The organism is Paracoccus alcaliphilus, assembly GCF_028553725.1.
Classification (GTDB): domain Bacteria; phylum Pseudomonadota; class Alphaproteobacteria; order Rhodobacterales; family Rhodobacteraceae; genus Paracoccus; species Paracoccus alcaliphilus.
In genome coordinates, this window is sequence record NZ_CP067124.1 from 775,675 (window position 1) to 798,349 (window position 22,675).

Consider the following 22,675-nt stretch of genomic DNA (forward strand, 5'->3'; position numbering starts at 1 on the left):
CCTTAGCTGAAGAGCTGTCCGCTGTTTGCAGAGATGGTCGATCCGGTGATGATGTCGGTTTCCCCGGTAAAGGCTTTGGCAGCGTCGTCATTGCCCGCGCCGGCACAATCCGCCGCCTGTAGCGCCTTTGAAATGGTGGCACCAATCCCCCGCGAACCACCGGTGACGATTGCGTTTCTGGACATTTCTCCCCCCTTTTTAGTTTATGTCGTCAAGTCGGGCCGCCGGGCGCAACATCATTGCCGCGAGACGGGCCAAAGGCTCAGCGTTCGAGGCAGAGGGCGACGCCCATGCCGCCGCCGATGCACAGGGTGGCGAGGCCCTTTTTCGCGTCGCGGCGCTTCATCTCGAACAGCAGCGTGTTCAGGATGCGGCAGCCCGAGGCGCCGATGGGGTGGCCGATGGCGATGGCACCGCCGTTCACGTTCACGATCGCCGGGTCCCAGCCCATGTCCTTGTTGACGGCGCAGGCCTGCGCGGCGAAGGCCTCGTTCGCCTCGACCAGATCCAGATCGCCGACCGACCAACCGGCCTTTTCCAGCGCCTTGCGGCTGGCCGGGATCGGGCCGGTGCCCATGATCGCCGGGTCCAGACCCGCCGTCGCATAGGATGCGATGCGCGCCAGCGGCGTCAGACCGCGACGGCTGGCCTCATCCTCGGTCATCACCATCACCGCGGCGGCGCCGTCATTCAGCCCCGAGGCATTGGCGGCGGTCACGCTGCCATCCTTGGCAAAGGCCGGGCGCAGCTTCTGCATCGCCTCCAGCGTGGCGCCGTGGCGGATATATTCATCCTTGTCCACGGTCACCTCGCCCTTACGGGTCTTGACGGTATAGGCCATGATCTCGTCATCGAACCGGCCCGCCTTCTGCGCCTCTTCGGCCTTGTTCTGCGAGGCGACGGCGAATTCATCCTGCTGGTCGCGGGTGATGCCCCATTTCTCGGCCACGTTTTCGGCGGTCTGGCCCATGTGATAGTTGTTGAAGGCGTCCCACAGCCCGTCGCGGATCATGGTATCGACCATCTGCATGTCGCCCATCTTCTGCCCGGCGCGCAGATAGGCGGCATGGGTCGAAAGCGACATGCTTTCCTGACCGCCCGCCAGCACGATTGTGGCATCGCCCAGCACCACCTGCTGCGCGGCCAGCGCCACCGCCCGCAGTCCCGAGCCGCAGACCTGATTGAGCAGCCATGCGGCGGATTCCTGCGGCAGCCCGGCATTGATATGGGCCTGACGCGCGGGGTTCTGCCCCTGTGCGGCGGTCAGCACCTGTCCCAGGATCGTCTCGCTGATTTCGGACGGATCGACGCCGGCGCGGGCCACGACCTCTTTCAGCACCGCGGCGCCAAGATCATGCGCCGGGATATTCGCGAAAGATCCCAGAAAACTGCCGACCGGCGTGCGGGCGGCGGAAACAATTACGGCTTTGGTCATGGAGTAACCTCCTGTTCCTGGCTGGTTGTCGGACCATCGAATGGAAATGTCGCGGGTTCAGCTGTCCTTGAATACCGTGAAGCGCCGCGCCAATCGGGCCAAGGGTTGCCGATATTGCTGACCGTCGGGATCAAGGCGAGCCTCATTACCGCTTCAGTGCCGGAGGCAGAGCAGAGCGCGCGGCAGGTCTTCATCCGGGAAATCCGTCGCCTGTTCGGAATTCAGGTTAGACTACCCGTCGAATCGCTCATCCGCGTCATCCGGTTGCGCGGCCTCCCCTCAGCGCGCCCGGTCCGCAGCGCATCGGAACGCACTGCATACCAATGGTGTATATACTTTACCTTTGAATCCAGTCAATAATAAAGTTTACCACTTTTGCATCGTGCAAGGATACGCAGCGGGCCAGTGCTGCGCGTCTAGGGAGGTGATCAGGCAAGAAACTTCGTCAAGACACTGTTTTGAAGAAGAGTTTATCGCCGCCAGAGAACTTTCCCTATGAATGGCCATGCGGGCGAGGTAAATTATATGGACGAATTTTCCGGAGGATGCGGCCGCCATGATCGCCAAGGAGGTTTTCGAGCCGATCGACCACGCGTCGATCGTCGATGTGGTGGTGGGCAAGGTCGAGACCATGATCGTCGACGGCATCCTGAAAGAAGGCGTCCGGCTGCCGTCCGAGCGCGAGCTGGCAGAGGCATTCGGGGTCTCCAGACCAAAGCTGCGGGAAGCGTTGCAGATTCTCGAGGACAGAAATCTTGTTACTGTCAGGCATGGCGACGGCACTTTCGTTGCCGAGCTGACGGGGCGGGCGATGTCACCGGCGATGCTGTCGCTGTATGCGCGGCACGGCGATGCGCTTTATGATTATCTCGAATATCGGCGCGAGCAGGAAGGTTTTGCGTCACGTCTTGCAGCGCAGCGGGCCACGCAGGCGGACAAGTTCCGATTGGCTGCGGTGCGGGCGGACCTTGAGCAATCATGGGAAAGCGAGGATCCTGACGCTGCCCGCGAGGCCGATTTCCGGCTGCATGTCGCGGTCGTTGACGCCAGCCACAACACCACGCTGATTCACATGATGGCATCGGTTTATGACCTGACGCGCAAGGGTATATTCTATAACCGCGATCTTCTGCGCACGATGGACAACAGCGGGCGCGATCTTCTCGAGCAGCATCTGGAAATCATCGACGCCATCATCGCCGGCGATGCCGAACGCGCCGAAAAGGCAGCGCGCAACCATATTGATTTCGTCGAGCATTCTCTGAGGCTGGGACAGGAATTGCAACGTCGTGAACGGCGCGCTGCGATGAGAATGAACTCCGCAGAATAGTCGCTCATGCGGATCACGCATGGGTGCTATGAATCAGATAGTCACGGACTCTGCGAAGGTCTTCAGCCACTTGTTTTCTTTTCCGTTTGCTGATCCATCCACCGTGACAGTGATCTGCCGCGCATGCTGTCGTCCAGACAAGGAACTGGCACCGTGTCATCGTCCGTCACCAAGGTGATGGCACCGAGATCGAAGGGGTCGATCTTGATCGAGATTTTCTCGCCGGGCTGAGCGATGCGTTCTGAGGCACGCTTCATGCGTTGGTCACGGATGAACGCGTTGAAATAGACGAGGTTCTTGTAACGAACCCCCTCCACCCAGACGCCGGCTGTCGTCTCGATGCCACAAGCTTCGGTAGGGGTCCTCGAAGCCGGCATAGCCGGCCAACTGGTGCCGCAGTTTCTCGATCAGGATTGCCTGCGCCTTCACCTCGATCAGAAGCCGCGCGGTGAAGCTGCGCAACTCCTCGGGGTCTTCGGGCAGGGTCAACGTCGGATCGAGCATGCGGGAAGCTTATCCAACTGTATTCCTCATGGGAATCGTTGATTGCGGGAACTGGCGGACTATCCCGCCGCCAGAGGCCGCCACGCCCGTTCCGGGGCCCGCCAGTCGATCCCCTCCAGCAACATGGACAACTGTGCGGGCGTCAGCGCGACTTTGCCCTCCCTGGCCGAGGGCCAGACGAACCGGCCCCTCTCCAGCCGCTTCATGAACATGCACGCACCCTGGGTTCCTCAGCTTCCGTGACGGGTATGCCGAGCGCGGTGTAACCGTTCAGGACAGCGATACGGACCTGGAGTTCGGCGACCTGGCGGTCGAAGTCCCGCGCCATGAGGCGCTGGCCCAGCAGTTTCACACAATGCATCTTTGTTTCGATGCGGCTTCGGCGGTGATATCCGCTCCATCGTCGCCAGAGGGTGCGCCCCAGATATTTCGCGGCGCGAAGGGCTTCGTTTCGGGCCATGGCTCCGGCTGTGATAGCTTTCCAGGGCTTCGCGTTCTTGCGGGGCGGGATGACGGCATGAGCGCTGCGGTCGGCGATCGCATCGTGGCATTTGCGCGTGTCGTAAGCGCCGTCGGCGGTGACGCTGCCGATCTCCTGGTCCTCCGGGATTTGACTGAGAAGATCGGGCAGAACGGGCGCATCACCGATGTGGCTCCCGGTGACCTCGACAGCCCTGACCTCCAGCGTTTGCTCGTCGATCCCGAGATGAATCTTGCGCCAGACACGCCGCTTCGGGCCACCGTGCTTGCGCGCATGCCACTCGCCTTCGCCCTCGACCTTGATGCCGGTGCTGTCTATCAGCAGGTGCAACGGCCCTTTGGAACCACGAGACCTGCCTGCGCACAGGCTCGGGTGTGATCAGCGTTGCGACCGACAACAGCGCCGTCACATAGGGTGTAGCCCTGGGGTCATGCTTCTGGACGTAGCGCGACAGATAGGGCGCCGCCCAGAACCGGAACTGGATCCAGCGGCCAGACGCATCGCGGATCCGGCTGAGTTTGCGAAGGAAGTCGCGCAATTGCGTCAGATCCAGCGCCGAGCGCAAGTAAAGCGCGGCGTTCCTGCTCCATAGCCCGCCATCGCGACCGTTGGTGAACAAATCCCGGGTCAGGTCGTGCTGCGGCTGCAGTTCGACCAGCCAAGGGGCGACATGACCCCAATCCTCCAATGCTCTTCCCTGAAACAAGCAGACATGTGGCAGGTCAGAGTCCTCCAGCCTCTCCTGCAACCCTTCGATCAGCGCCCCGTCCAGCAAGGCGAAAGTCTGCCCGTGGCGCATGTGAGGTCCGAACAGGACTGGTTCGATCAAGAGAGGGACGCACCGTTTGGGCCAAATCCCGAACTGACGATCCAGAGGCACGACATCATCGATCACCTCGACATGGATGAGCTTGCCGAGACGGGCTTCATAGCCATGTTGTGCAAGACCATCCGTCCAAGGATCAAACTGGGGCGATGTGCTCGAGATATCCGACATGGGCGAGATATTGCATCACTGCTGCGGGGTGACAACCCTTCGATCTTGCAACAGCCACGCGGTCTCTGCCGATTGATCAGAAGGGTCGCCAACCGCCAGCGGCACAAAAAACGGCTCCGAAGAAAAGGAGCGGGATAACTCGGGCTGCGCCACAAAATCTGCTGGCAGGGCCAACAATCCGCGCCTTTACCTCGTCAGGCCAGCGCCGGTTGCTCCGTCGAGCCTCCACAACCTCGCACCGCCCAACAAATCCATCCCCGCCATCCGCCATTCCGACACCATTCTGAAACCTCAGAAGAAAAATCGCCGCTCGGGCGCAGGTCGGAAACCGCAAATCTCAATGGGACGCAGACGCCGGATACCGTTTTCTTTGTTGGTGCAGTGACGAAAATATTTCGCGCAAATAGACGCTCAGACGGTATGGTGTTCTTATCGGGCTCACTCCATCACATAGCCGAGCGCCCGATAGCCCGTTCGTCGTTTGGCGGCCATTCTGGCGAGGACCGGGACCGAACTGTCGACGTAGTCGACCACCAGCACGTCTTTCTTGTCGTCATGCCGCCGGTGCAGCCTGCCGACATATTGCGCCAGCGTGCCTTTCCATGCGATCGGCATCGTCAGGAACAGGGTGTCGAGCCGCGCATCATCGAAGCCCTCGCCGATATAGCGCCCTGTCGCGAGGATCAGCCGCTCTTCATCATCGGCAACGCTCAAAGCCGTCAGTGCGGCCTTCCGATCCTTTGCCGACATACCGCCACAGAGCACGACGACGTTCTTAGCGAACCTGGAGAACCGCTTTTGAAAGTAATCGAGGTGATCCTTGCGCTCGGTCAGCACGATCGGCGAGCGCTTGGCCTCCAGTGATTTCAGAACGTCGTCAAAGATCAGATCGTTTCTGGCCTCGTCCTCCGTCAGAGCGGCATAGATCGCAGGCATGGATGGGCGCTCGGCCATGGCGAGGGTCAGGGCGCATCTCGAGGCGCTTCCGCACATGCTCCAGGCTGAGCACCTTCGGTTCATGGACTGTCTGGCCCAAGATGGCGCGACCGGGATCGAGGGGATAGTTGCCGATGATAAAACTCCGGACGATATGCTGGATCGGTCGAAGTTCCTTCGGGGCTCGGCTTGCTGACAGCCAGTGGTAAAAGACCCCCAGATCGGCGGCATGCTGGAAGCCGCCTTTGCGGATCGCATCGCTTTTCAAACCCTCAAGATTGCGTCTTAGTACTGCAGGGCCATCCTTGATTGCTGCAAAACCGGATCCCCCTGCTCGATGCAGCATTTCCTCGGTCAAATCGACGGCACGAACCATGGAGTCGAACTCCAAACGGGCGCCCAGCATCTCGGAGAGGCGAGAAACAACATGCAGCGGGAATGCATCCAGCCACAAGCCAGGCCGGGTACCATCGAGCCGCCGCCTCAGGTACGCCTCCAACGGGGTCGAAACGGCACCGTCGCTAGCCTCATCAACCAGCGTTCTATGCCGTTCAATGCAGCGAACGACATCGTAGTTGGCGATCGTGTATATCTCGTGTGGCAGCGAGGTCAGCCAGATCCCGTGCCGCTCGCAGGTTCTGATTGAGACAAGCTGCCAGTCGGCGCAACGAAATGCGCCTGAAAGGCCATGTCGGTGCATGCTTTCCGCGACACACTCGATGCAGATCAGATCCTCCGGATCGACCCGGACAGGGATTTCAGAGTCTGCACCGCGCATCAGCGCTTCCTGAAGCATCGGGCAGGTGTAGTTGACGCCGAACACCCTTACACCATGCCGATCCAGCTTCCGGCTGAGCGGGATTCCGAAGACCGCGCGGCGCTGATTGGCATCGGGTGGCGGCGTGACGCCTTGTTCGGTGGACAGGCGCTTCCAGGCATTGGCCGGGGTCTCTCCCTTCAGGCCCGAATGCGGCGTGTTGTGATAGATATCGACGACGAACAGTGTGAAGATTTCTGCGAGCTCGTCATCGGTCAGCGCGGCCCATTGCTCGGATGGGTAATCGCCGCGCTCGGTCGGGTTGGAAAAGGTCCGCCCGATCAGCATCGGTGCAAGCTGCTGACCGAAGGTTCGGAAGATGCGCTCGATCCGGCCCCGCAGCTTCGGCACGCCTGCCGGTGGTGCCTCATAGGTCGCGCCTAGGTCGGCCACAGCCATGCGGAAGATCTCGGCGGCAAAGGCTGAGCCCTGATCGGTCACCAGGACGCCGATGCCGCCTGAGTGATCCCATCGGCTGACGCAGCCAGAAGCCACTGCGATCGGTGTCTTGTCCTGAATGATCAGGTTAAGCGTGCGGATCGCATCCTGGGCATTCGGCGTTGCAACGATCCGGAAACCCAGGACGCAACGGGTGGCACAGTCGATGGCGACATAGATCCAGCGCCGTCCAACCTTGAACTTCGCCCGATCCTCCGTCGGCAGCCCGTCTAGTGCGCCGCTGTCACCGAGTAACGTTGTAAGATCGATCTGCCATTCATCCATCTCAACGCGCTGCAACGGATAATCCGCCATAAGACCCTCCTCGTAAAAACCGAACTTCCTGCGGGCCGCCTCGATGCCTTTGCGTTGGGCGACGACCTCGAATGGATCCAGTGCCTTGATCCGGCGCCGGACGGTGCGAGCGGAGGGAACTGGAAGACACGGCTTCCCAGCTTCGGCCCGCCCGGTGTTCTCGATTTTGAACCGGTCCTTGACCATGGTGACGATGTCCTGCTGAGAGGGCTCGTTTCGATCGAGGTAGCCGAATACGCATTCTGCGAGCAGAGTTTCAGCTTCGGCCATCAGCTTGCGTGAAGTTTGCCCAAGGCGACGCTTGCGCAGGAAGACGAGGGGGCTTCGCCCAGCCTTTTCATAGAGGCGCGCCCATTCCAGCAGCGTACGTGCACAAGGGAACCTGCGAGTGATGTAACCCTGACCGGCCCGAGGCGTACGCCCCACATCCTGTCCGCTATGCTCCACAGCGTTCACATACTGTTCGAGCTCTCCCAAGATCTCCTCGACGCTGGCTTCCGAACGCGTGGTGTCGCCTCTCGCCTCCGATTCGAGGAAGAACTTGGCGCATGTCGTCTGCCAGAGAATGCGGCTCCGTTCTTCCGCGGGCAGAGTTGCTATGTACTTGAAGTCGCACCGCAACCTCAGAAATGCGGATTGATCAGAGAATTGACCGCGTTTCAGGCGTGTGTCGGGCGCCGCGAGCAGTCTGAGCAACTCCTCACCCGTAAACGACAGACGGACATTGTCGTCATCCAGCCTCGCCCAGATCGTTCCGGTCTTGTCTGATCGGATGAGTCGATGCGCAGAGCCAGCGATTTCAAGGCAGTCCGCCTCGGAGACACGAAAATGACGGGTCATTGCAAGGCCCCCGGAATGATGCGGGTCGTGGGAAGAATGTCGCCCGGTTCGATGGCGCGTAGGACGCCGGCGTAGATGGCCTTGAATGCAGCGCGGAAGGCCCGACCGCCGAGTCCCGATGCTTCCACCAACTCGGCAATGGTCGTCGGGCCGCTGAGGCCCCGCACCAGGGTTTCGATAGAGCCGTCAGCCTCGGGGTCCGGGGTTCGCCGGAAATCGTGCAGCTTCTGCGCATTTCGGGCGGCCGATGGGCAGTAGGACCTTTCAGTGATCAGCACGACCTTATCGGCGAAGCTGAGCGGAGTTGCCGCGCGGATGCGCTGCAGGGTTTCGCGGAAGCCTTGGCGCTCGGCGATCGCGTCGGGTTTCACCGCGATGGCGATGCGCTTCCCACTGGTCACGGCGATCAGGAAGTCGAAGGTGTGGCTGCGCTTCCGGCCTGTTGTATCCTGATAGCAGACGGGCGGCGGCTGATCCCAGACTTCGACGACGTCCGGACGCGCCAGAAGCAGATAGAGCACATCCTGCTCTCGCTTGCTTTCGAAGTACCGCAGACGCGGCGGAGATCCGGAGGGTGGCCCTCCACCGGTGACATGACCGCGGCTGCTGGCCTTGGATCGGGCCGGTGGTTTGCGTGTCGCCTTGCTAGGCAAGGGACGCTTGAACGAAGACTCTGATGAATAGCTCATGGCTGGTTGGCCCGGCGAATGGCCATGCACAACCATTCGCCCTAGGGCGCTTCTCCTGTTTCAGGGCAAAAAGGGTTGCGGCGCTGCCGGTGGCAGCGCTCGTGCTTGACTTTTTGAAGCTGGCGCGGGAGGATTACATATCGACGACCAATCGATCAGCGGCCTCGGAAGCGACAGCTTTCGGGGTCGCTTTTTTATCCGATGCTCATGTCAGCGCTCCTTTTCTGGGTTGTACCGGTCGGGCCAGAGCGTCTCCGGTTTCTTGCCAAGCTTCTCGGCGATCAGCCCTTCGACGACCTTGCTGGATCTGTATCCCTGCGACACCATTGAGGCCATGCTGAGGCTGCAGCCCGCTTCTTCGGCAATGCTGCGCAGCGTGACCTTCTGCGCCCTGAGCGCACGCTTGATCTCATCGTGCAGTTCTAGGTTCACTTCCGGTGATAATCGCAACATGTTGGCACAAGCCCGACGAGTTGAGTGGATAGTTCACAAGAAAGCTAGCACTAGGATTGCGTCTTTATCAACGTAATTATCTTGTATGCGGTCTTGATACGTCCGAAAGTGCGTCTGAGCCGTGGGTTTTCATTCTTGCCTCATGGCACCGGTTGCTCGTCGTTTTGTCTGCCTTGGAGACAGTTGTGCCCGAACAGCCCTCTTCTGTAGTGCCTGATCCCGATAGCGATGTGGCCATCGGCAAACGTCTGGCCCTGATCCGCGTGGGCCTTGGGATGACACAGGCAGGCTTCGCCGCCAGCCTCAACGTGTCGCCGCGCTCGTACCAGCATTATGAAAAAGGAACGCGGAGCATCTCTGCGGAGCTCTTGCGCGAGCTCCGCGCATGCCATGGACTTGCTCCAAACTGGGTCCTGCTGGGCCAAGGTCTGCCCCGCGAAGGTGAGGATGCAGAAGCCTTGGCCGCCTTTGTCGAGGAGCTTGGTGCCCATCTGGTCGCGACACAGGTGTCGCTGCCGCCGAAGAATCAGGGCAAGATCATATCCGGGTGGTGGAAGGCTTTGCGGGACGGAACCCGTGTCGGGATGCCGGATGTCAGGCACTGGGTCGATCTGCTGAAAGAGTGAGGTGATGCATGCCGCCATATTCGGTTGACCGGGGACTGGCGCAGATTGACCTTGAGCGGGCCTGGGCGCGGGCCATGGCGCACAGCAGGCGTGCGGGATCCGTCTATACGACCAGCGCTATCGTGTTCGTTCTTGGCCAAATCAAGTTTTCCACACTGGTCCCTGTCGCGGAGGCTTCCCTTTGGGAAGTAGTCCTATGGCTGTCATCCGCTGCGCTTCTTGTGCCGGCGTTCCTTTGGCTTGGACATGCCGTTTGGAGGGAGTGGCAAGCCTACAGGCGATTGGCAGCGCTGATCGGCCATCCAGGGGCAGCTGTCAGCGGCACAACCCAAGCGCGCCTGAATCTGTTCAAGGAGTTCTGTCGGGCCGGGCGCGGCTGACGCCGGATGAGCACAGGCTCCCTAGATAGGATGACATCACGGAGCAAAGAGGGGCACGATGACACCTCGCCACCATCCCGACCGTCACGACCTGGATGACTGGGCCCTGTATGGACCCAAGAATCCCGAGATCAGCCAGCTTGTGGATCGATTAGCTTTTGATCACGGACTGCGGGTGAAGGAGATAGAGGATTTCATTCTGCAGGCACTGAAGAACCGCCTTGCTGAAGAGGAGGCGCGCCAGAAGCCCTGATACTCACTCTTTACAGAAGGTGCCTAGTGTCAAAAGTTGCTGTAGGCTGAGCTAGGCGACACAGGGATTTGCGAAGGGTGGCAGGCTTATGCCCAAGCGGCGAAGTGTTAAGAGTGCCGACGACCGTCCGGCAGATGCCCATGTTCGCGCCCGGGACTACCTTGGTCAGCCAGATGTCGACCGGCTCCTCGTCGCGAGCAAGAAGAGCCGTTACGGTGTGCGTGACCATCTCCTGATCCTGATGATGTTCCGCCATGGACTGCGCGTCTCCGAGACGATCGCATTGCGTCGGCAGGACGTCGATCTCGCACAATCGAGGGTTTGGATCGCGCGGTTGAAGAACGGGCTTAGCGTGGAGCAGCCGGTCGCTGGTGATGAGCTGCGGGCGATCAAGCGCTGGCTCGCGCGGCGGGAGGATGCGCTACCCTGGCTGTTCGTCTCCGAGCGGAAGAAGCCGCTCACGCGACAGGCGGTCAATTACATTGTCGGAACGGCTGGTAGTCGCGCGGGTCTTGGACATGTGCATCCCCACATGCTGCGTCATTCCTGCGGCTTTGCCCTGGCGAACAAGGGCCGCGACCTGCGGTTGATCCAGGATTACCTCGGGCACCGGGATCCACGGCATACCGCCCACTACACGCGAACCGCGGCGCATCGGTTCGACGATCTGTGGTAGGTGCATGATGCACTCGCCGCGAACAGCATGAAGGGCGGAGAGCCGCCTGACCGCGGTGCAGCATACCAAGGGCCTCAGAACGCAGGAGCGGACGTTCGTCGCCGCCGCAGCACGACCGGCGTCAGGTCAGTCACGAAGGGCGGTGAGCGGACTTGCGGCGGCGCGGCTAACCAGCGGCCTTAGAACGCACGAGCGGTCATTCGTTGCAAGCGCAGCACCGTTGGCGCTTTGACCGGCTCGAAGGGCGGAAAGCCGTCCGATGGCAGTTGCGGCAAGCTTGGCGGGGCGGCCGGATTTCTGGGCAACATCACAGGCGCGGCCACTCGGTTTCGGCGGACCTTTATGCACACCGCAGCGATCGCCCTGTCCGAGTCCTGCAGGGGTCGGAAAAGCCGAAAGATATCTGCCTCCTTGGTAAGCGCGACGGCGAGACCCTACGCGGCCATGCTTGAGAGATATCGCCGAAAGTTGGTGACGCCGGATCAGGCGGCGTTTTGAAGTTGGCGCAGGCCGTCGCGGAACTCAACCCCTTGGATGATCTCGGGCAACCGGTTCCGGCCATCGAGCTTGCGCCATTTGCCCTGCGCGGCGATCATCAGCTTGAACGCCATGGCGAGGCCGGTCTGGCGGCTTAGGCACCCCTTGGTGCGTTTCGTCCGGTGGCGGACCGTGGCGAAGGTGCTTTCGATCGGGTTTGATGTCCGGATGTGCTTCCAGTGTTCGGCCGGGTAGTCGTAAAAAGTCAGCAGCGCGCTGCGATCCTTGACCAACTTGTCGACCGCCTTGTCCCATTTGACGCCGTAGGTTTCGACGAAGAAATCGAAGGCCGCCTCCGCCTCGGCGCGGGTCCCGGCCTGCCAGATGTCGTGCAGATGACCCTTCGCCTTGGCCTGCACCGATTGCGGCAACGCATTGAGAACGTTCATCGTTTTATGGACCCAGCACCGTTGTTCCCGCGTCGAGGCGAAGACCTCCCGCAGGGCCGCCCAAAACCCCAGGGCGCCGTCGCCGATGGCCAGTTTCGGATCCTGTTTCAGACCACGCCGCCTCAGATCCAGCAGCACCTCGCGCCAGCTTTGCGTGCTTTCACGAAAGCCGTCTGTCATCGCCAGCAGCTCCTTGCGGCCATATTCATCGGCGCCCACGATCACCAGAACGCATTGTTTTTCCTCAGCCATCCGCGGCTTGAAGTAGACGCCGTCGGCCCAGATGTAGAGGAAACGACGCGCATCAAGGTCGCGTTTCTGCCAGGCCTCGTAGTCGTGCCACCAGTCGGCCTTCAGCCGCGTGATCGTCGTGGCCGACAGCCCCTTGGCGTTCGGTCCCAAGAGCGCCGCCAGCGCCTCGGTGAAATCGCCCGTGGAGACGCCCTTGAGGTAAAGCCATGGCAACAACTCCTCGACCGATTTCGCCTTGCGAAGGTAGCGCGGCAGGATGCTGGGGGTGAAACTGATCTTGTCCTCGCCGGGACCCCGGTCGCGCAGGCGCGGCACCTTCACCGCAACCGGTCCGATCCCGGTCAGCACCTCGCGCTCGGGCAAGGTTCCGTGGCGCACCAGCCGGGCTCGGCCATCGCCGAGCTTCTCGTCTGAAAAGGTGGCCAAGAGCGCCGCCATTTCCGCCTCGATCGCCTGCTCAATGAGTTTGCGCGCGCCAGCCCTGATCACTTCGGTCAGCGCGTCTGCCGCGAAACCCGATGGATCGGGCAGTCGGGTGATGGTATCGTCGTGCATGTGGCATATCCCTTTCTCCGCTGAGAATTGACGGCGTCTGAACACCGCCATGATATGCCGCCCCTCCGGGCATCACCAACTTTCGCGCGTTTCTCCATGCTTGACGGCTGGTTGAAGCGCCAAGGCATGAGGTCTTCGATGCCGCTTTGCGGGTGGCCGTCGAGGATGGCGCGCAGGGTGGTGGCGAGATAGTCGACGGGGTTCACGTTGGACATCTTGCAGGTGGCGACCAGCGAGGCCAGCATGGCCCAGTTCTCGGCGCCGATTTCATTCCCGGCAAATAGTGCTGTCAACGGCGGCGCAAAAGTCGGCCACGGCGGCGTTGCAAAACCAGGCCAGTTGTCGAGGCTGTGCGCCATGGCGCGCGCGCTTCGCACATAGCTGGCGCGTGCCATGGCGCACTGGCCCGTCAGGGCCAGTAGTTGTAAGATGCCTGGATCTTGATCAGCGCCGCTTGCGGGCAGTGCTGTTGGCGAGGCGGTAGCTTTCACCGTTCATCTCGAGGATGCTGACGTGGTGGGTCAGCCGGTCGAGAAGCGCACCGGTCAGGCGCTCCGAGCCGAATGTCTCGGTCCATTCATCGAAGGGCAGATTGCTTGTGATGAGGGTCGATCCGCGCTCATAGCGCTGCGAGATCAGTTCGAACAGCAACTCGGCACCTGTTTTCGACAGGGGCACGAAGCCGAGCTCGTCGATGATGAGAAGCTTGTAACCGGCCATCTGCTTCTGGAAGCGCAGCAGGCGGCGCTCATCGCGGGCCTCCATCATCTCGCTGACCAGCGCTGCGGCGGTGGTGAAGCCAACCGAGAGGCCCTTCTGACAAGCGGCCAGCCCGATGCCGAGGGCGACATGGGTTTTGCCGGTGCCGGACGGGCCGAGGGCAATGACATTCTCGCGCCGTTCGATCCACTCGCACCGGGCCAGATCCAGCACCTGCATCTTGTTAAGCTTGGGGATGGCCGCAAAGTCGAAGCTGTCCAGGCTTTTGACGGCCGGGAATTTCGCGGCCTTGATGCGCCGCTCGACCATTCGCCGTTCCCGGTCGATCAGCTCGAGTTCGACAAGCCGTGCCAGGTATCTGACATGGTCCAGCCCTTCCGCCGCGCATTGGCGGGCCAGCTTCTGATGCTCGCGCAGGAACGTCGGCAACTTCAGCGCCTTGAGATGATGGGCGAGCAGAATTTCCGGGGCATCACTCATGCCGCGTCCTCCGCATCGCCCGACAGCAGCCGCATGTAAGACCCGGCTCGGGTCTTCTCGACCGTTGCCTTCGGCAGGTAGGGATAGCAGTCGAGGTCAAGTCGCGGCGGACGATGCTCCACCCGGCACAGCAGCAGATGCTTCACCGCATCGAAGCTGAGCGCCCCCATCCGAAGAGCCTGGAGCACTGCCGCCCGCACGTCCGCCAGATCGAAGGCCTCCAACAGCCGCAGGACCTGAACATATTCGCGCCGACCCTGTCGGTTCATCCGCACCTCCATCAGGCGGCGCAAGGTGGCGAACTCCTCCGGCAGGTCCCAGCCCTGTAACGGGGCGGCTTGATCCAACGCATTGATCTTCTGCTCGATCAGCGGGAGATAATGGATCGGGTTGAAGACCAGTTCGTCGCGATCCCAGCATCGGGGATGGCGGGCGATCACCTCGCCCCGGCAGCCAATCACCACCTCATGGATATAGCCCCGGATCCAGACATCCTGGTGGCCGTATACAACCGGCACCGAGTAGTCGTTGGTCTTGTAGCGCACCAGAGATTGCGACGAGACCCGGCCGTTGCCCTGATCGCAGGCATCGAACGGCGCCGCCGGGAGGGCGCGCATCGCAGCAAGGTCACGCTGCAATCTCTCACCGATCGTCTCGCTTTCGCCGCGCAGGACTGCGCGCTGACGCTTGCGGCACTGCTCCTCCAGCCACAGATTGAACGCGTCCCAAGTGGCGAACTCCGGTAGCGGCACCATGAAGTTGCGCCGAGAGTAGCCCACCAGGCCTTCGACATTCCCCTTGTCGTTGCCCTTGCCCGGCCGGCCATAGCGATCCCGGATCAGGTAGTGCGACAGGAACCCGCTGAACAGCGAAGCGCGCTTTCTGGTTCCATCCGGCAGGATCTTCGCCACCAGGCACCGGTCGTTGTCGTAGAGCACAGACTGGGGAACCGCGCCGAAGAACGCGAATGCATGGATATGGCCATCCACCCAGGCCTCGGCCACCGCTGCAGGATAAGCCCGGACGTAGCAGCCATCACTGTGCGGGAGGTCCAGCACGAAGAAGTGTGCCTTCTGCTCGACCCCGCCGATCCGGACCAGGGCTTCGCCGAAGTCGGCCTGAGCGTGGCCCGGCGGATGCGACAGAGGCACGAATACTTCCTGGCCACGTCGCTCACGTTCCCGGATGTAATCCTTGATGATCGTATAGCCGCCGGTGAAGCCACACTCATCGCGAAGCCGGTCGAACACCCGCTTCGCCGTATGCCGCTGCTTGCGTGGCATGGTCCGGTCCGCCTCCAACCACCCCTCGATGATCGGGATAAACGGATCGAGCTTCGGGCGGCGGACTTCGACCGATCGACGGTAGCCGGGCGGAACCGAAAACGACATCATCTTCCGAACCGTGTCCCGCGACACATTAAACACCCGTGCCGCTTCCCGCTGGCTCATGCCCTCCGCACAAGCCTGACGAACTCTCAGATATAGCTCCACGCTGTAAATCCCCACGCCCTCCCTGCTGCAGCAGAAAGGGAAAACTGGACGACTTTTAAGCCGCCCGCAGCCGCATCATGCCGCCGCTACCGTGGTCGAATTTCGCACCGCCGTTCTCAGACGGTCAGGGGCAGACCCAGTTCTGTCGCATCCAGCCGGATCGTATGGCCCTTGATGATGCCCGCCGACTGCAACCGGTTCAGGCGGCGCCAGCAGGCATTCTGGCTCAGCCCCACCGCCTCGGCCAATGCGCGCTGCGGCTGGGCGGCATCGCGCTGCAGGGCATTCAGGATCTTTCGATCAAAGTCATCGAGTTTCAGGTCATTGTCATTCATGTGACCCAATTTATCCGAAATAGAGGTGAAGAACGAGGGGTTTTATTGCCCCTTCCGGGGTTAGGCTCTGCGCAGAGTGACGGAGCCTGCCATGAGTGATACCCCGTTCTTTGACCGTTTCCGCGCCGCGCTTGTCGGCCCGGACCATATCGACCGGCTGCGCGCAGGTCTGATAGGTGAGGGGATCAGCTTTGACGGGCCGCAAGGGCCGCGCCAGTTGATCTATGCCGATTATGTGGCCTCAGGCCGGGCCTTGCGGCAGGTGGAACAGCTGGTGCTGGACCAAATCCTGCCCTTCTACGCCAACAGCCATACCGAGGGGTCGCATTGCGGGGCCTTTGTCACCCGGCTGCGGCGCGAGGCGCGGGCGGTGATTGCCCGGCATTGCGGGGCGGATGACAGCTGCGCCACGATCTTTGCCGGCGCCGGGGCAACGGCCGGGCTGAACCGGCTGGTCGCGCTGCTGGGCCTGCCCGAGGATGTGGCGGCGGGGCGCAATCCGCTGGTGCTGGTGGGGCCATATGAGCATCATTCCAACATCCTGCCCTGGCGGGAAAGCGGCGCCGAAGTGCAGGAGATCCCCGAGGATCCTGAGACCGGCGGGCCCTGCCTGCAGGCGCTGGAGGCCGCACTCCTCGCGGCGGCGGGCAGGCCGGTGATCGGCAGTTTTTCGGCGGCATCGAATGTCAGCGGCATCCTGACCGATACGGTGGCCGTTACCCGGCTGCTGAAACATCATGGCGCAAGGGCGGTCTGGGATTATGCGGGCGGCGCGCCCTATCTGCCGATCTCGATGGATTGTGACACCGCGCATGCCAAGGATGCCATCGTCTTTTCGCCGCATAAATTCGTGGGCGGGCCGGGGGCCTCGGGCGTTCTGGTGCTGCGCCGCGATGCGGTGGTGCGGCAACGGCCGGTCTGGCCGGGGGGCGGCACGGTCACTTATGTCTCCAGCTGGGGCCATGATTACAGTGCCACGCTCGAGACCCGCGAGGAGGCAGGCACGCCGGATGTGCTGGGCGATCTGCGCGCGGCACTGGCGATCGTGGTGAAAGAGGCGATGGGGCAGGGCTGGCTGGACAGCCGCCACCAGGCATTGCACGCCCGGGCCGAAGCGGCATTTGCCGATTTGCCGGGGTTGCACCATGCAGGGCAGGGTATGGCTGTTCCCGCCCTGCCGTTCTTTTCCTTCTGGCTGTGCGATCCCGAGACCGGGCAGCGCCTGCCACATGGCGCGATCACCCGGGCGTTGTCGGATCATTTCGGCGTGCAGACCCGCAGCGGCTGTGCCTGTGCCGGTCCCTATGGCCACCGGATCTTTGGCATCGAAGCCGATGAGAGCGCCGCGATCCGCGACCGGATCCGCGCGGGCGATGATACGGCACGGCCCGGGTTCACGCGGTTCAACCTCAGCGCGCTGATGACGGATGACAAGGCCGATGCGGTGCTGGCGGCGATCAGTGCCATAGCGCGCGAACCTGCCCGCTATCTGCCGAAGACGGACCTGTCACAGGGGCGGGCCATGCAGGCGGCAGAGTGAAGGCTTTGGTCTGCAGTGCCGGTCAGCCCCCGCCCGCAGTCAGGGCCTGACGATAGCCCGCCATGGCCCGGTCTGCCGACTGGCGCAGGAAGGCCTGATCGGACCCCAGCACAAGCAGGCTTGCCCCTTGCTCCAGCCAGCCACGCGCGGTTGCGGGATCGCCCAGAAACAGCCCGGCGGCACAGCCCTGACCGGTGCCCGCCGCGATGGTGTCACGGCAGAGCTGCATGACGCCAGCCGCCCCGGTATCGGTTTCGCCCAGGCTGACCGCCAGATCCACCGGACCCAGCAACAGCCCGTCCACGCCCTCGACCGCGGCAATCGCGCCTGCCGCCTGAACACCCGCCGCGCTTTCGATCTGGCAGATCAGCGCGGTCTGTTGCGGCTGCCCCGCCAGATGCGCGGCGATGCCGGTGCGCCCATAGCCCGCAGCGGCGGTGGAGGGGGAAAAGCCGCGCCCGCCCATGCCAAAGCGCATGACCTGCGCCAGCGCCTCAGCTTCGGCCCGGCTGTCGACCTGCGGCGCGACGATCCCCGCCGCGCCCGCATCCAGCGCGGTGGCAATCCAATGCCCGCCCCGTTCGGGTATCCGCACCAGAACCGGCAGGCCCGCCGCCCGGCCCGCCATGACCAGCAGGGCAATCTCGGCCCGGCCCATGGCGGCATGTTCGGCATCGACTATGGCAAAGTCGAACCCCGATCCGGCCAGAATCTCGATCCCGGCCGGATCAGGCGATTTCACGAAACTGCCCGCCAGCGGCTGCCTGTCCCGCAGCCGCCGCACGAAGATCTGCCGGATATCGGGCCGCTGGCCGGGCGCATGACCAGCCACCTGATCCGGCTGGTGCTCTGGCTGATCCGCCATCACGCCGCCCCGTAGCCGCCGCCGCCGGGCGTGATCATGAAGACCTCGTCGCCCGGCTGCATCTCGCGCTTGCGGGTGTCGGTGACATCCTGCCCGTTGATGCGGAACACGCCCTTGCTGCCCGGCATCCCGCCATCCAGCCCTTCGGGACCGGAGGCCAGCCGCGAGGGGATGGTGTTCAGGATCCATGGCCGCTCGGTCCGCATCCGGTAACCGATGCGCTGGCCATCGCCGCCGGGTTGCCGCCCGGCGCCGCCGGTGCCATGTTCCAGCTCCTTGCAGGTGAAGGCGATCGGATAGGATGCCTCCAGCACCTCGACCGGCACGGCTGAAACGCCGGTCGGATAGCAGACCGCCGAAATCCCCGGCTTGGTCGCCCGCGCACCCATCCCGCCGGAATAGTTGAACATCGACGAGGTGAAGGGCTTGCCCTGTGCATCGCGCCCCTGGATCTGCACGGTCCAGACCGCGCCGGAGCCTTCGGCCACCACGGCATCGGGCACCACCTGCGCCAACGCCTTCAGGATCGGGAAGGGCACATACATGCCGACCACATGGCGGGCATTGACCGGCGAGGGATATTTGGCATTCACCACACAGCTGTCAGGCAGTTTCAGCCGGATCGGCGCCAGACTGCCCGCATTGTTGGGCAGGTCGGGGTTGAGCGTGGAGCGCACGGCGAAGGTCGCATAGGCATGGGTATAGGCTGGCACCACATTGATCCCCATGGCACTGGGGCCGGAGGAGCCTTCGAAATCAATGGTGATCTCGCCCGCCTCTGCGTCGATGGTGACGGCGGTCTTCAGCTCGATCACCTCGCCGCCCGGCACGTCAAAGTGCGAGGCACCGTGGTAGGTGCCGCCCGGCAGCTTGCGGATCGCATCGCGCGTGGCCTTTTCGGAGCGCGAGATGATTTCCTCGGACAGCCGGGCAATATCCTCGATGCCATAACGGTCGCAGAGCGCGTTCAGCCGGTCCGATGCGATGATACCCGAGGAAACCTGCGCGCCCAGATCGCCCAGCAGCGCATCGGGGGTGCGCACGTTGCGCCGCAGGATCGCGAACAGCGTCTCATTCGGCTGGCCCGCATCATAGAGCTTCATCGGCGGGATCCACAGGCCCTCTTCGTGGATGTCACGCGCGCCCGAGCCGATGCCATAACCGCCGATATCACTGTGGTGGATGGTGGACCCGGCATAGCCGATGATCCGGTCATTGCGAAAGATCGGCGAGAGCACGGTGATGTCAAAGAAATGCCCAGCCGACATCCAGGGATCATTGGTGATCAGCACATCGCCGGGGCGCAGGCTGTCGGCATCGCAATGTGCCAACAGGTTCCGCGCCGCCGCCGCCAGCGAGTTGATATGCCCGGGCGTGCCGGTCACAGCCTGCGCCACCATGCGGGCCTGTTCATCGAACAGGCCGTTGGCCAGATCGCCCGCCTCGCGCACGATGGGGCTGAAGGCAATGCGTTGCAGCGCGCGGGCCTGCTCGCTGACGATGCCGATGAGGTTGCTCCAGAGGATCTGCAGTTCGACGCCGTCCATCAGTTTTCTTCCTTCTTTTCCGCGACCAGACTGCCGCTGTCGTGCCGCGTGACCACCCAGTCCTCCAGGACGAAGATCGTGGTTTCGCGTTCCTCGATGATGACCGGGCCCTCGATGCGGTCGTCCGGCCCGATGGTGGCGCGTTGCCAGACCGGCACGTCGCGCGCCTGACCGCGCAGGAAGACCGGCCGGGTCTCTGTATGGCGGCTGCCGGTGGCCCCGGCCTGTGCGGTGCTGCGCTCGGGCTGGCGTCCGCTGGCCGTGACCAGCCAGTTGACGATCTCGATCTTCATGTCACCGAGTTTCAGCCCGTATTGCCGGGCATATTCTGCCTCGAACAACTGCTGGATCGCGGCGATGTCGCGGCTTTCGCGCGGATCTTCGGTCAGATGCACCCGCACTTCGGATTGCTGGCCCAGATAGCGCATCTCGACCGAGAACCCGAAAGTATAGTCTTCCTCGCGGATACCGGCCTCACCCAGCGCCAGCGCGCCCTCGGCGGTCATGCTGTCCAGAACCTGCGTCACCGCATCCCAGTCCAGCGCCTCCAGCAGGGCCACATGGCTGCGGACAAGATCAATCTGCGCGGGCGTGACCAGCGTGCCGAAGGCCGACAGAACCGAGGCCAGCGGCGGATAGATCACCTTGGGGCTTTCGGTCAGTTCGGCCACCATGCAGGCATGGACCGGCCCGGCGCCGCCAAATGCCAGAAGCGGCAGGCCGCGATAGTCGATGCCGCGTTCGGTCGCATGGGTGCGGGTTGCGGCGGCCATCTGTTCGCAGACCAGCTGGAAAACACCCCAGGCCGCCTGTTCGCGCGACAGGCCCAGATCGGCGCCCAGTCCGTCATAGGCGGCCTGCGCCGCGCCCAGATCCAGCACCATGTCACCGCCCAGAAACCGGTCGGCATTCAGGATGCCCAGCACCAGATCGGCATCGGTCACGCAGGGGTCGGTGCCGCCGCGCCCGTAGCAGGCCGGCCCGGGCATGGAGCCCGCGCTTTCCGGCCCGATCTTCAGCAGGCCCAGATCATTGACCGAGGCGATGGAGCCACCACCGGCGCCGATCTCGATCATGTCGATCGAGGGGACGGTGATCGGCATGCCGGAACCGGGCTTGAAACGATAGCGGCGGTCCACCTCGAATGTGCCGGTCACCAGCGGTTCGTGGTTCTGCACCATACAGGCCTTGGCCGTGGTCCCGCCCATGTCGAACGAGATCAGATCGGCAATCCCGAAGATGCGGCTGAAATAGCAGGCCACCAGCGCCCCGGCTGCCGGGCCGCTTTCGATCATCCGCACGGGCATGGTGCTGGCGCGTTCGGCACCGATGACACCGCCGTTGGACAGCATGATCAGCGGCTGCTGGGTGAAGTTGCGGGCCTTCAGCTCGTCGATCAGCGCGGTCAGATAGGGCCGGGTGATCGGCACGGTATAGGCATTGATCGCCACGGTCGAGGCGCGCAGATATTCGCGCATCTGCGGCGCGATGACCGATGAGAGCGAGACATAGATCTCGGGCGCCTCCCGCGCGAAGATCTCGCGCACCTGTTCTTCGTTCGCGCCGTTGCGATAGGCGTTCAGAAAGCAGACGGCGACCGAAACGATGCCCTTGGCACGGCAGGCGGCGATCACGGCGCGCACCTCTTCGGGATCGACCGGCATGCCCACGCTGCCATCGGCATAGACGCGCTCTTTCAGGGTAAAGGTGCGCTCTGCCGGGATCAGCGGTTCGGCAAATTCGATCTGTGGATCATACATGTCATAGCGATGTTCCTCACGGATATAGAGGATGTCGCGGAACCCTTCGGTCAGCAGCAGCGCCACCGGCGGGCCTTTACGCTCGATCAGGGCATTCGTGACGACCGTGGTCGCGTGGACCACCACATCATCAACCTCTGCGGGGCCGATTCCGGCGCGGCCGGTCACCAGTTCCACGCCGCGGAAAAAACCTTCCAGCAGGTTGTTATGCGTGGTCAGCGTCTTGTCGACGAAGGCCCGGCCGTCGGATGCCAGCAGCACGGCATCGGTGAATGTGCCGCCAATATCAATGGCGAGCGAATAGCGGGTCATAGAGGATACTCCTTGCAGCCGAGGTCGGACGAAATGGTTCGTGCCGCCTCCATGACGGCGGCAATCAGCTCCGCCGCCGGTTCGGGTTCGATGTCCTGGATCGAGCCGACGATGGTGATCGTCGCGACAAAGCGACGCTCCACATCGAAGATCGGTGCCGAGATGGCATTGACGCCGGGCAGCGTCTGTTCGGGCGCCACGGCCCAGCCTGTCTGGCGGGTGCGGGCGATCTCATCTTCCAGCGCGGCGGGTGTCTTGACCGCCAGCGCGCCGAAGGCCAGCGCCACCTTGCCCTGTGCAGACCGGTCGAAGGGCAAGAGCGCGCCGGGTTTGGTGATGATCTGCACCGGCATTTCCATGCGCACGATGTCGATCACCCGCATGCCGTCATCTTCGGGGATCGACAGCGTCACGGTCTTGCAGGTCCGGTCGCGCATCGCGCCCATCACCGGACGCGCCACGCTGGTCAGCTGGGTGCCATCGGCAATGGCCTGCCCCAGGTGAAACAGCTTGAGCGTCAGGCGGTAGCGTTCGGTCGCAGGATCCTGCCGCACATAGCCCAGCGAGACGAGGGTTTGCAGATAGCGGTAGATCCGCGCCCGGGGCATCCCCAGCGCATTGGACAGATCTGTCACGCGTGAGGGTTCGGAATGGGTGGCCATTTCCTCGAGAATGGCAAAGGCCGCAACGGTGGACTGGTTTGTCGGGGACTCGGTCATC

The 22,675-nt window shown here is 62.8% G+C and carries 21 protein-coding genes and 4 pseudogenes; 5 read left to right on the forward strand and 20 right to left on the reverse strand.

The window, feature by feature from the left end:
• Positions 1–44: 44 nt before the first annotated feature.
• Positions 45–185 (reverse strand): annotated as a pseudogene (locus JHW40_RS04095) (beta-ketoacyl-ACP reductase); the annotation flags it as partial.
• A gap of 77 nt (positions 186–262) precedes the next feature.
• The gene (locus tag JHW40_RS04100; protein ID WP_272849062.1) at positions 263–1,435 is read right to left on the reverse strand and encodes an acetyl-CoA C-acetyltransferase; all 1,173 of its coding nucleotides are present in this window, start codon (positions 1,433–1,435) and stop codon (positions 263–265) included.
• Positions 1,436–1,991: 556 nt separating this feature from the next.
• Here JHW40_RS04100 and JHW40_RS04105 point away from each other — a divergent pair.
• Positions 1,992–2,765, forward strand: a complete 774-nt coding sequence (locus JHW40_RS04105) for a FadR/GntR family transcriptional regulator (protein ID WP_090618142.1) — start codon at positions 1,992–1,994, stop codon at positions 2,763–2,765.
• A 62-nt stretch (positions 2,766–2,827) separates the two neighbouring features.
• Here the strand turns inward: JHW40_RS04105 and JHW40_RS04110 are convergent, their stop codons facing one another.
• The 9 genes and pseudogenes from JHW40_RS04110 to JHW40_RS04145 all read right to left on the reverse strand — a co-directional run bounded on the left by JHW40_RS04110 (position 2,828) and on the right by JHW40_RS04145 (position 9,214).
• Positions 2,828–3,022 carry a hypothetical protein gene (locus JHW40_RS04110; protein WP_139208333.1) on the reverse strand — a complete coding sequence of 65 codons (195 nt, stop codon included), beginning with the start codon at positions 3,020–3,022 and terminating at the stop codon, positions 2,828–2,830.
• Between the two features lie 7 nt (positions 3,023–3,029).
• Positions 3,030–3,269, reverse strand: a complete 240-nt coding sequence (locus tag JHW40_RS04115) for a hypothetical protein (protein ID WP_139208332.1) — start codon at positions 3,267–3,269, stop codon at positions 3,030–3,032.
• Between the two features lie 59 nt (positions 3,270–3,328).
• Positions 3,329–3,493, reverse strand: a pseudogene (tnpB, locus tag JHW40_RS04120) (IS66 family insertion sequence element accessory protein TnpB); the annotation flags it as partial.
• Positions 3,472–4,098: pseudogene (locus tag JHW40_RS04125) on the reverse strand (IS5-like element ISPlc1 family transposase); the annotation flags it as partial. The pseudogenes tnpB and JHW40_RS04125, both read right to left, overlap by 22 nt.
• Positions 4,099–4,231: 133 nt before the next feature.
• Positions 4,232–4,747: pseudogene (locus tag JHW40_RS24120) on the reverse strand (DUF4123 domain-containing protein); the annotation flags it as partial.
• Between the two features lie 438 nt (positions 4,748–5,185).
• On the reverse strand, positions 5,186–5,683 hold the full coding sequence (locus JHW40_RS04130; protein ID WP_211657458.1) for a DEAD/DEAH box helicase: 498 nt from the start codon (positions 5,681–5,683) through the stop codon (positions 5,186–5,188).
• On the reverse strand, positions 5,625–8,093 hold the full coding sequence (locus JHW40_RS04135) for a Mu transposase C-terminal domain-containing protein (protein WP_090617903.1): 2,469 nt from the start codon (positions 8,091–8,093) through the stop codon (positions 5,625–5,627). The genes JHW40_RS04130 and JHW40_RS04135 overlap by 59 nt, the downstream gene beginning before the upstream one ends.
• Positions 8,090–8,614 (reverse strand): TnsA endonuclease N-terminal domain-containing protein, encoded by a 525-nt coding sequence (locus JHW40_RS04140; protein ID WP_170851992.1) that lies wholly within the window; start codon positions 8,612–8,614, stop codon positions 8,090–8,092. Before JHW40_RS04140 ends, JHW40_RS04135 begins: the two co-directional genes overlap by 4 nt.
• Positions 8,615–8,992: 378 nt before the next feature.
• Positions 8,993–9,214: a helix-turn-helix domain-containing protein gene (locus JHW40_RS04145; RefSeq protein WP_211657457.1), complete on the reverse strand. Its 222-nt coding sequence runs from the start codon at positions 9,212–9,214 to the stop codon at positions 8,993–8,995.
• 77 nt (positions 9,215–9,291) lie between these two features.
• Between JHW40_RS04145 and JHW40_RS04150 the strand changes: the two genes are divergently transcribed.
• From JHW40_RS04150 to JHW40_RS04160, 3 genes are all read left to right on the forward strand, one after another.
• Positions 9,292–9,861 (forward strand): helix-turn-helix domain-containing protein, encoded by a 570-nt coding sequence (locus JHW40_RS04150; protein WP_139208302.1) that lies wholly within the window; start codon positions 9,292–9,294, stop codon positions 9,859–9,861.
• A 438-nt stretch (positions 9,862–10,299) separates the two neighbouring features.
• The gene (locus tag JHW40_RS04155; RefSeq protein ID WP_090617895.1) at positions 10,300–10,494 is read left to right on the forward strand and encodes a hypothetical protein; all 195 of its coding nucleotides are present in this window, start codon (positions 10,300–10,302) and stop codon (positions 10,492–10,494) included.
• 88 nt (positions 10,495–10,582) lie between these two features.
• A complete protein-coding gene (locus JHW40_RS04160; RefSeq protein WP_090617893.1) occupies positions 10,583–11,170 on the forward strand; it encodes a tyrosine-type recombinase/integrase in 588 nt (195 codons plus the stop codon).
• A gap of 482 nt (positions 11,171–11,652) precedes the next feature.
• Here the strand turns inward: JHW40_RS04160 and JHW40_RS04165 are convergent, their stop codons facing one another.
• From JHW40_RS04165 to JHW40_RS04185, 5 genes are all read right to left on the reverse strand, one after another.
• Positions 11,653–12,903 (reverse strand): IS256 family transposase, encoded by a 1,251-nt coding sequence (locus JHW40_RS04165; RefSeq protein WP_090618171.1) that lies wholly within the window; start codon positions 12,901–12,903, stop codon positions 11,653–11,655.
• Positions 12,843–13,298 (reverse strand): transposase domain-containing protein, encoded by a 456-nt coding sequence (locus JHW40_RS04170; protein WP_090613817.1) that lies wholly within the window; start codon positions 13,296–13,298, stop codon positions 12,843–12,845. Before JHW40_RS04170 ends, JHW40_RS04165 begins: the two co-directional genes overlap by 61 nt.
• 49 nt (positions 13,299–13,347) lie before the next feature.
• Complete coding sequence (istB, locus tag JHW40_RS04175; protein WP_090613819.1) at positions 13,348–14,103, reverse strand: IS21-like element ISPve1 family helper ATPase IstB; 756 nt, start codon at positions 14,101–14,103, stop codon at positions 13,348–13,350.
• A complete protein-coding gene (gene istA, locus JHW40_RS04180) occupies positions 14,100–15,596 on the reverse strand; it encodes an IS21 family transposase (protein WP_139208193.1) in 1,497 nt (498 codons plus the stop codon). The genes istB and istA overlap by 4 nt, the downstream gene beginning before the upstream one ends.
• Positions 15,597–15,712: 116 nt before the next feature.
• On the reverse strand, positions 15,713–15,931 hold the full coding sequence (locus tag JHW40_RS04185; RefSeq protein WP_090613824.1) for an Lrp/AsnC family transcriptional regulator: 219 nt from the start codon (positions 15,929–15,931) through the stop codon (positions 15,713–15,715).
• Between the two features lie 91 nt (positions 15,932–16,022).
• Here JHW40_RS04185 and JHW40_RS04190 point away from each other — a divergent pair, with 91 nt between their 5' ends.
• Positions 16,023–17,471: an aminotransferase class V-fold PLP-dependent enzyme gene (locus tag JHW40_RS04190; protein ID WP_090613827.1), complete on the forward strand. Its 1,449-nt coding sequence runs from the start codon at positions 16,023–16,025 to the stop codon at positions 17,469–17,471.
• Between the two features lie 22 nt (positions 17,472–17,493).
• Here JHW40_RS04190 and JHW40_RS04195 read toward each other — a convergent pair whose 3' ends face one another.
• Genes JHW40_RS04195 through JHW40_RS04210 form a run of 4 tightly spaced genes read right to left on the reverse strand, consistent with a single transcriptional unit; the run spans position 17,494 to position 22,674 of the window.
• Complete coding sequence (locus JHW40_RS04195) at positions 17,494–18,336, reverse strand: HpcH/HpaI aldolase family protein (protein WP_090613830.1); 843 nt, start codon at positions 18,334–18,336, stop codon at positions 17,494–17,496.
• Positions 18,336–19,883, reverse strand: a complete 1,548-nt coding sequence (locus JHW40_RS04200) for a hydantoinase B/oxoprolinase family protein (protein ID WP_090613832.1) — start codon at positions 19,881–19,883, stop codon at positions 18,336–18,338. Before JHW40_RS04200 ends, JHW40_RS04195 begins: the two co-directional genes overlap by 1 nt.
• Positions 19,883–21,955, reverse strand: coding sequence for a hydantoinase/oxoprolinase family protein (locus JHW40_RS04205; protein WP_090613835.1), 2,073 nt, complete (start codon positions 21,953–21,955; stop codon positions 19,883–19,885). The genes JHW40_RS04200 and JHW40_RS04205 overlap by 1 nt, the downstream gene beginning before the upstream one ends.
• A complete protein-coding gene (locus tag JHW40_RS04210; protein WP_090613838.1) occupies positions 21,952–22,674 on the reverse strand; it encodes an IclR family transcriptional regulator in 723 nt (240 codons plus the stop codon). Before JHW40_RS04210 ends, JHW40_RS04205 begins: the two co-directional genes overlap by 4 nt.
• Position 22,675: the final 1 nt, after the last annotated feature.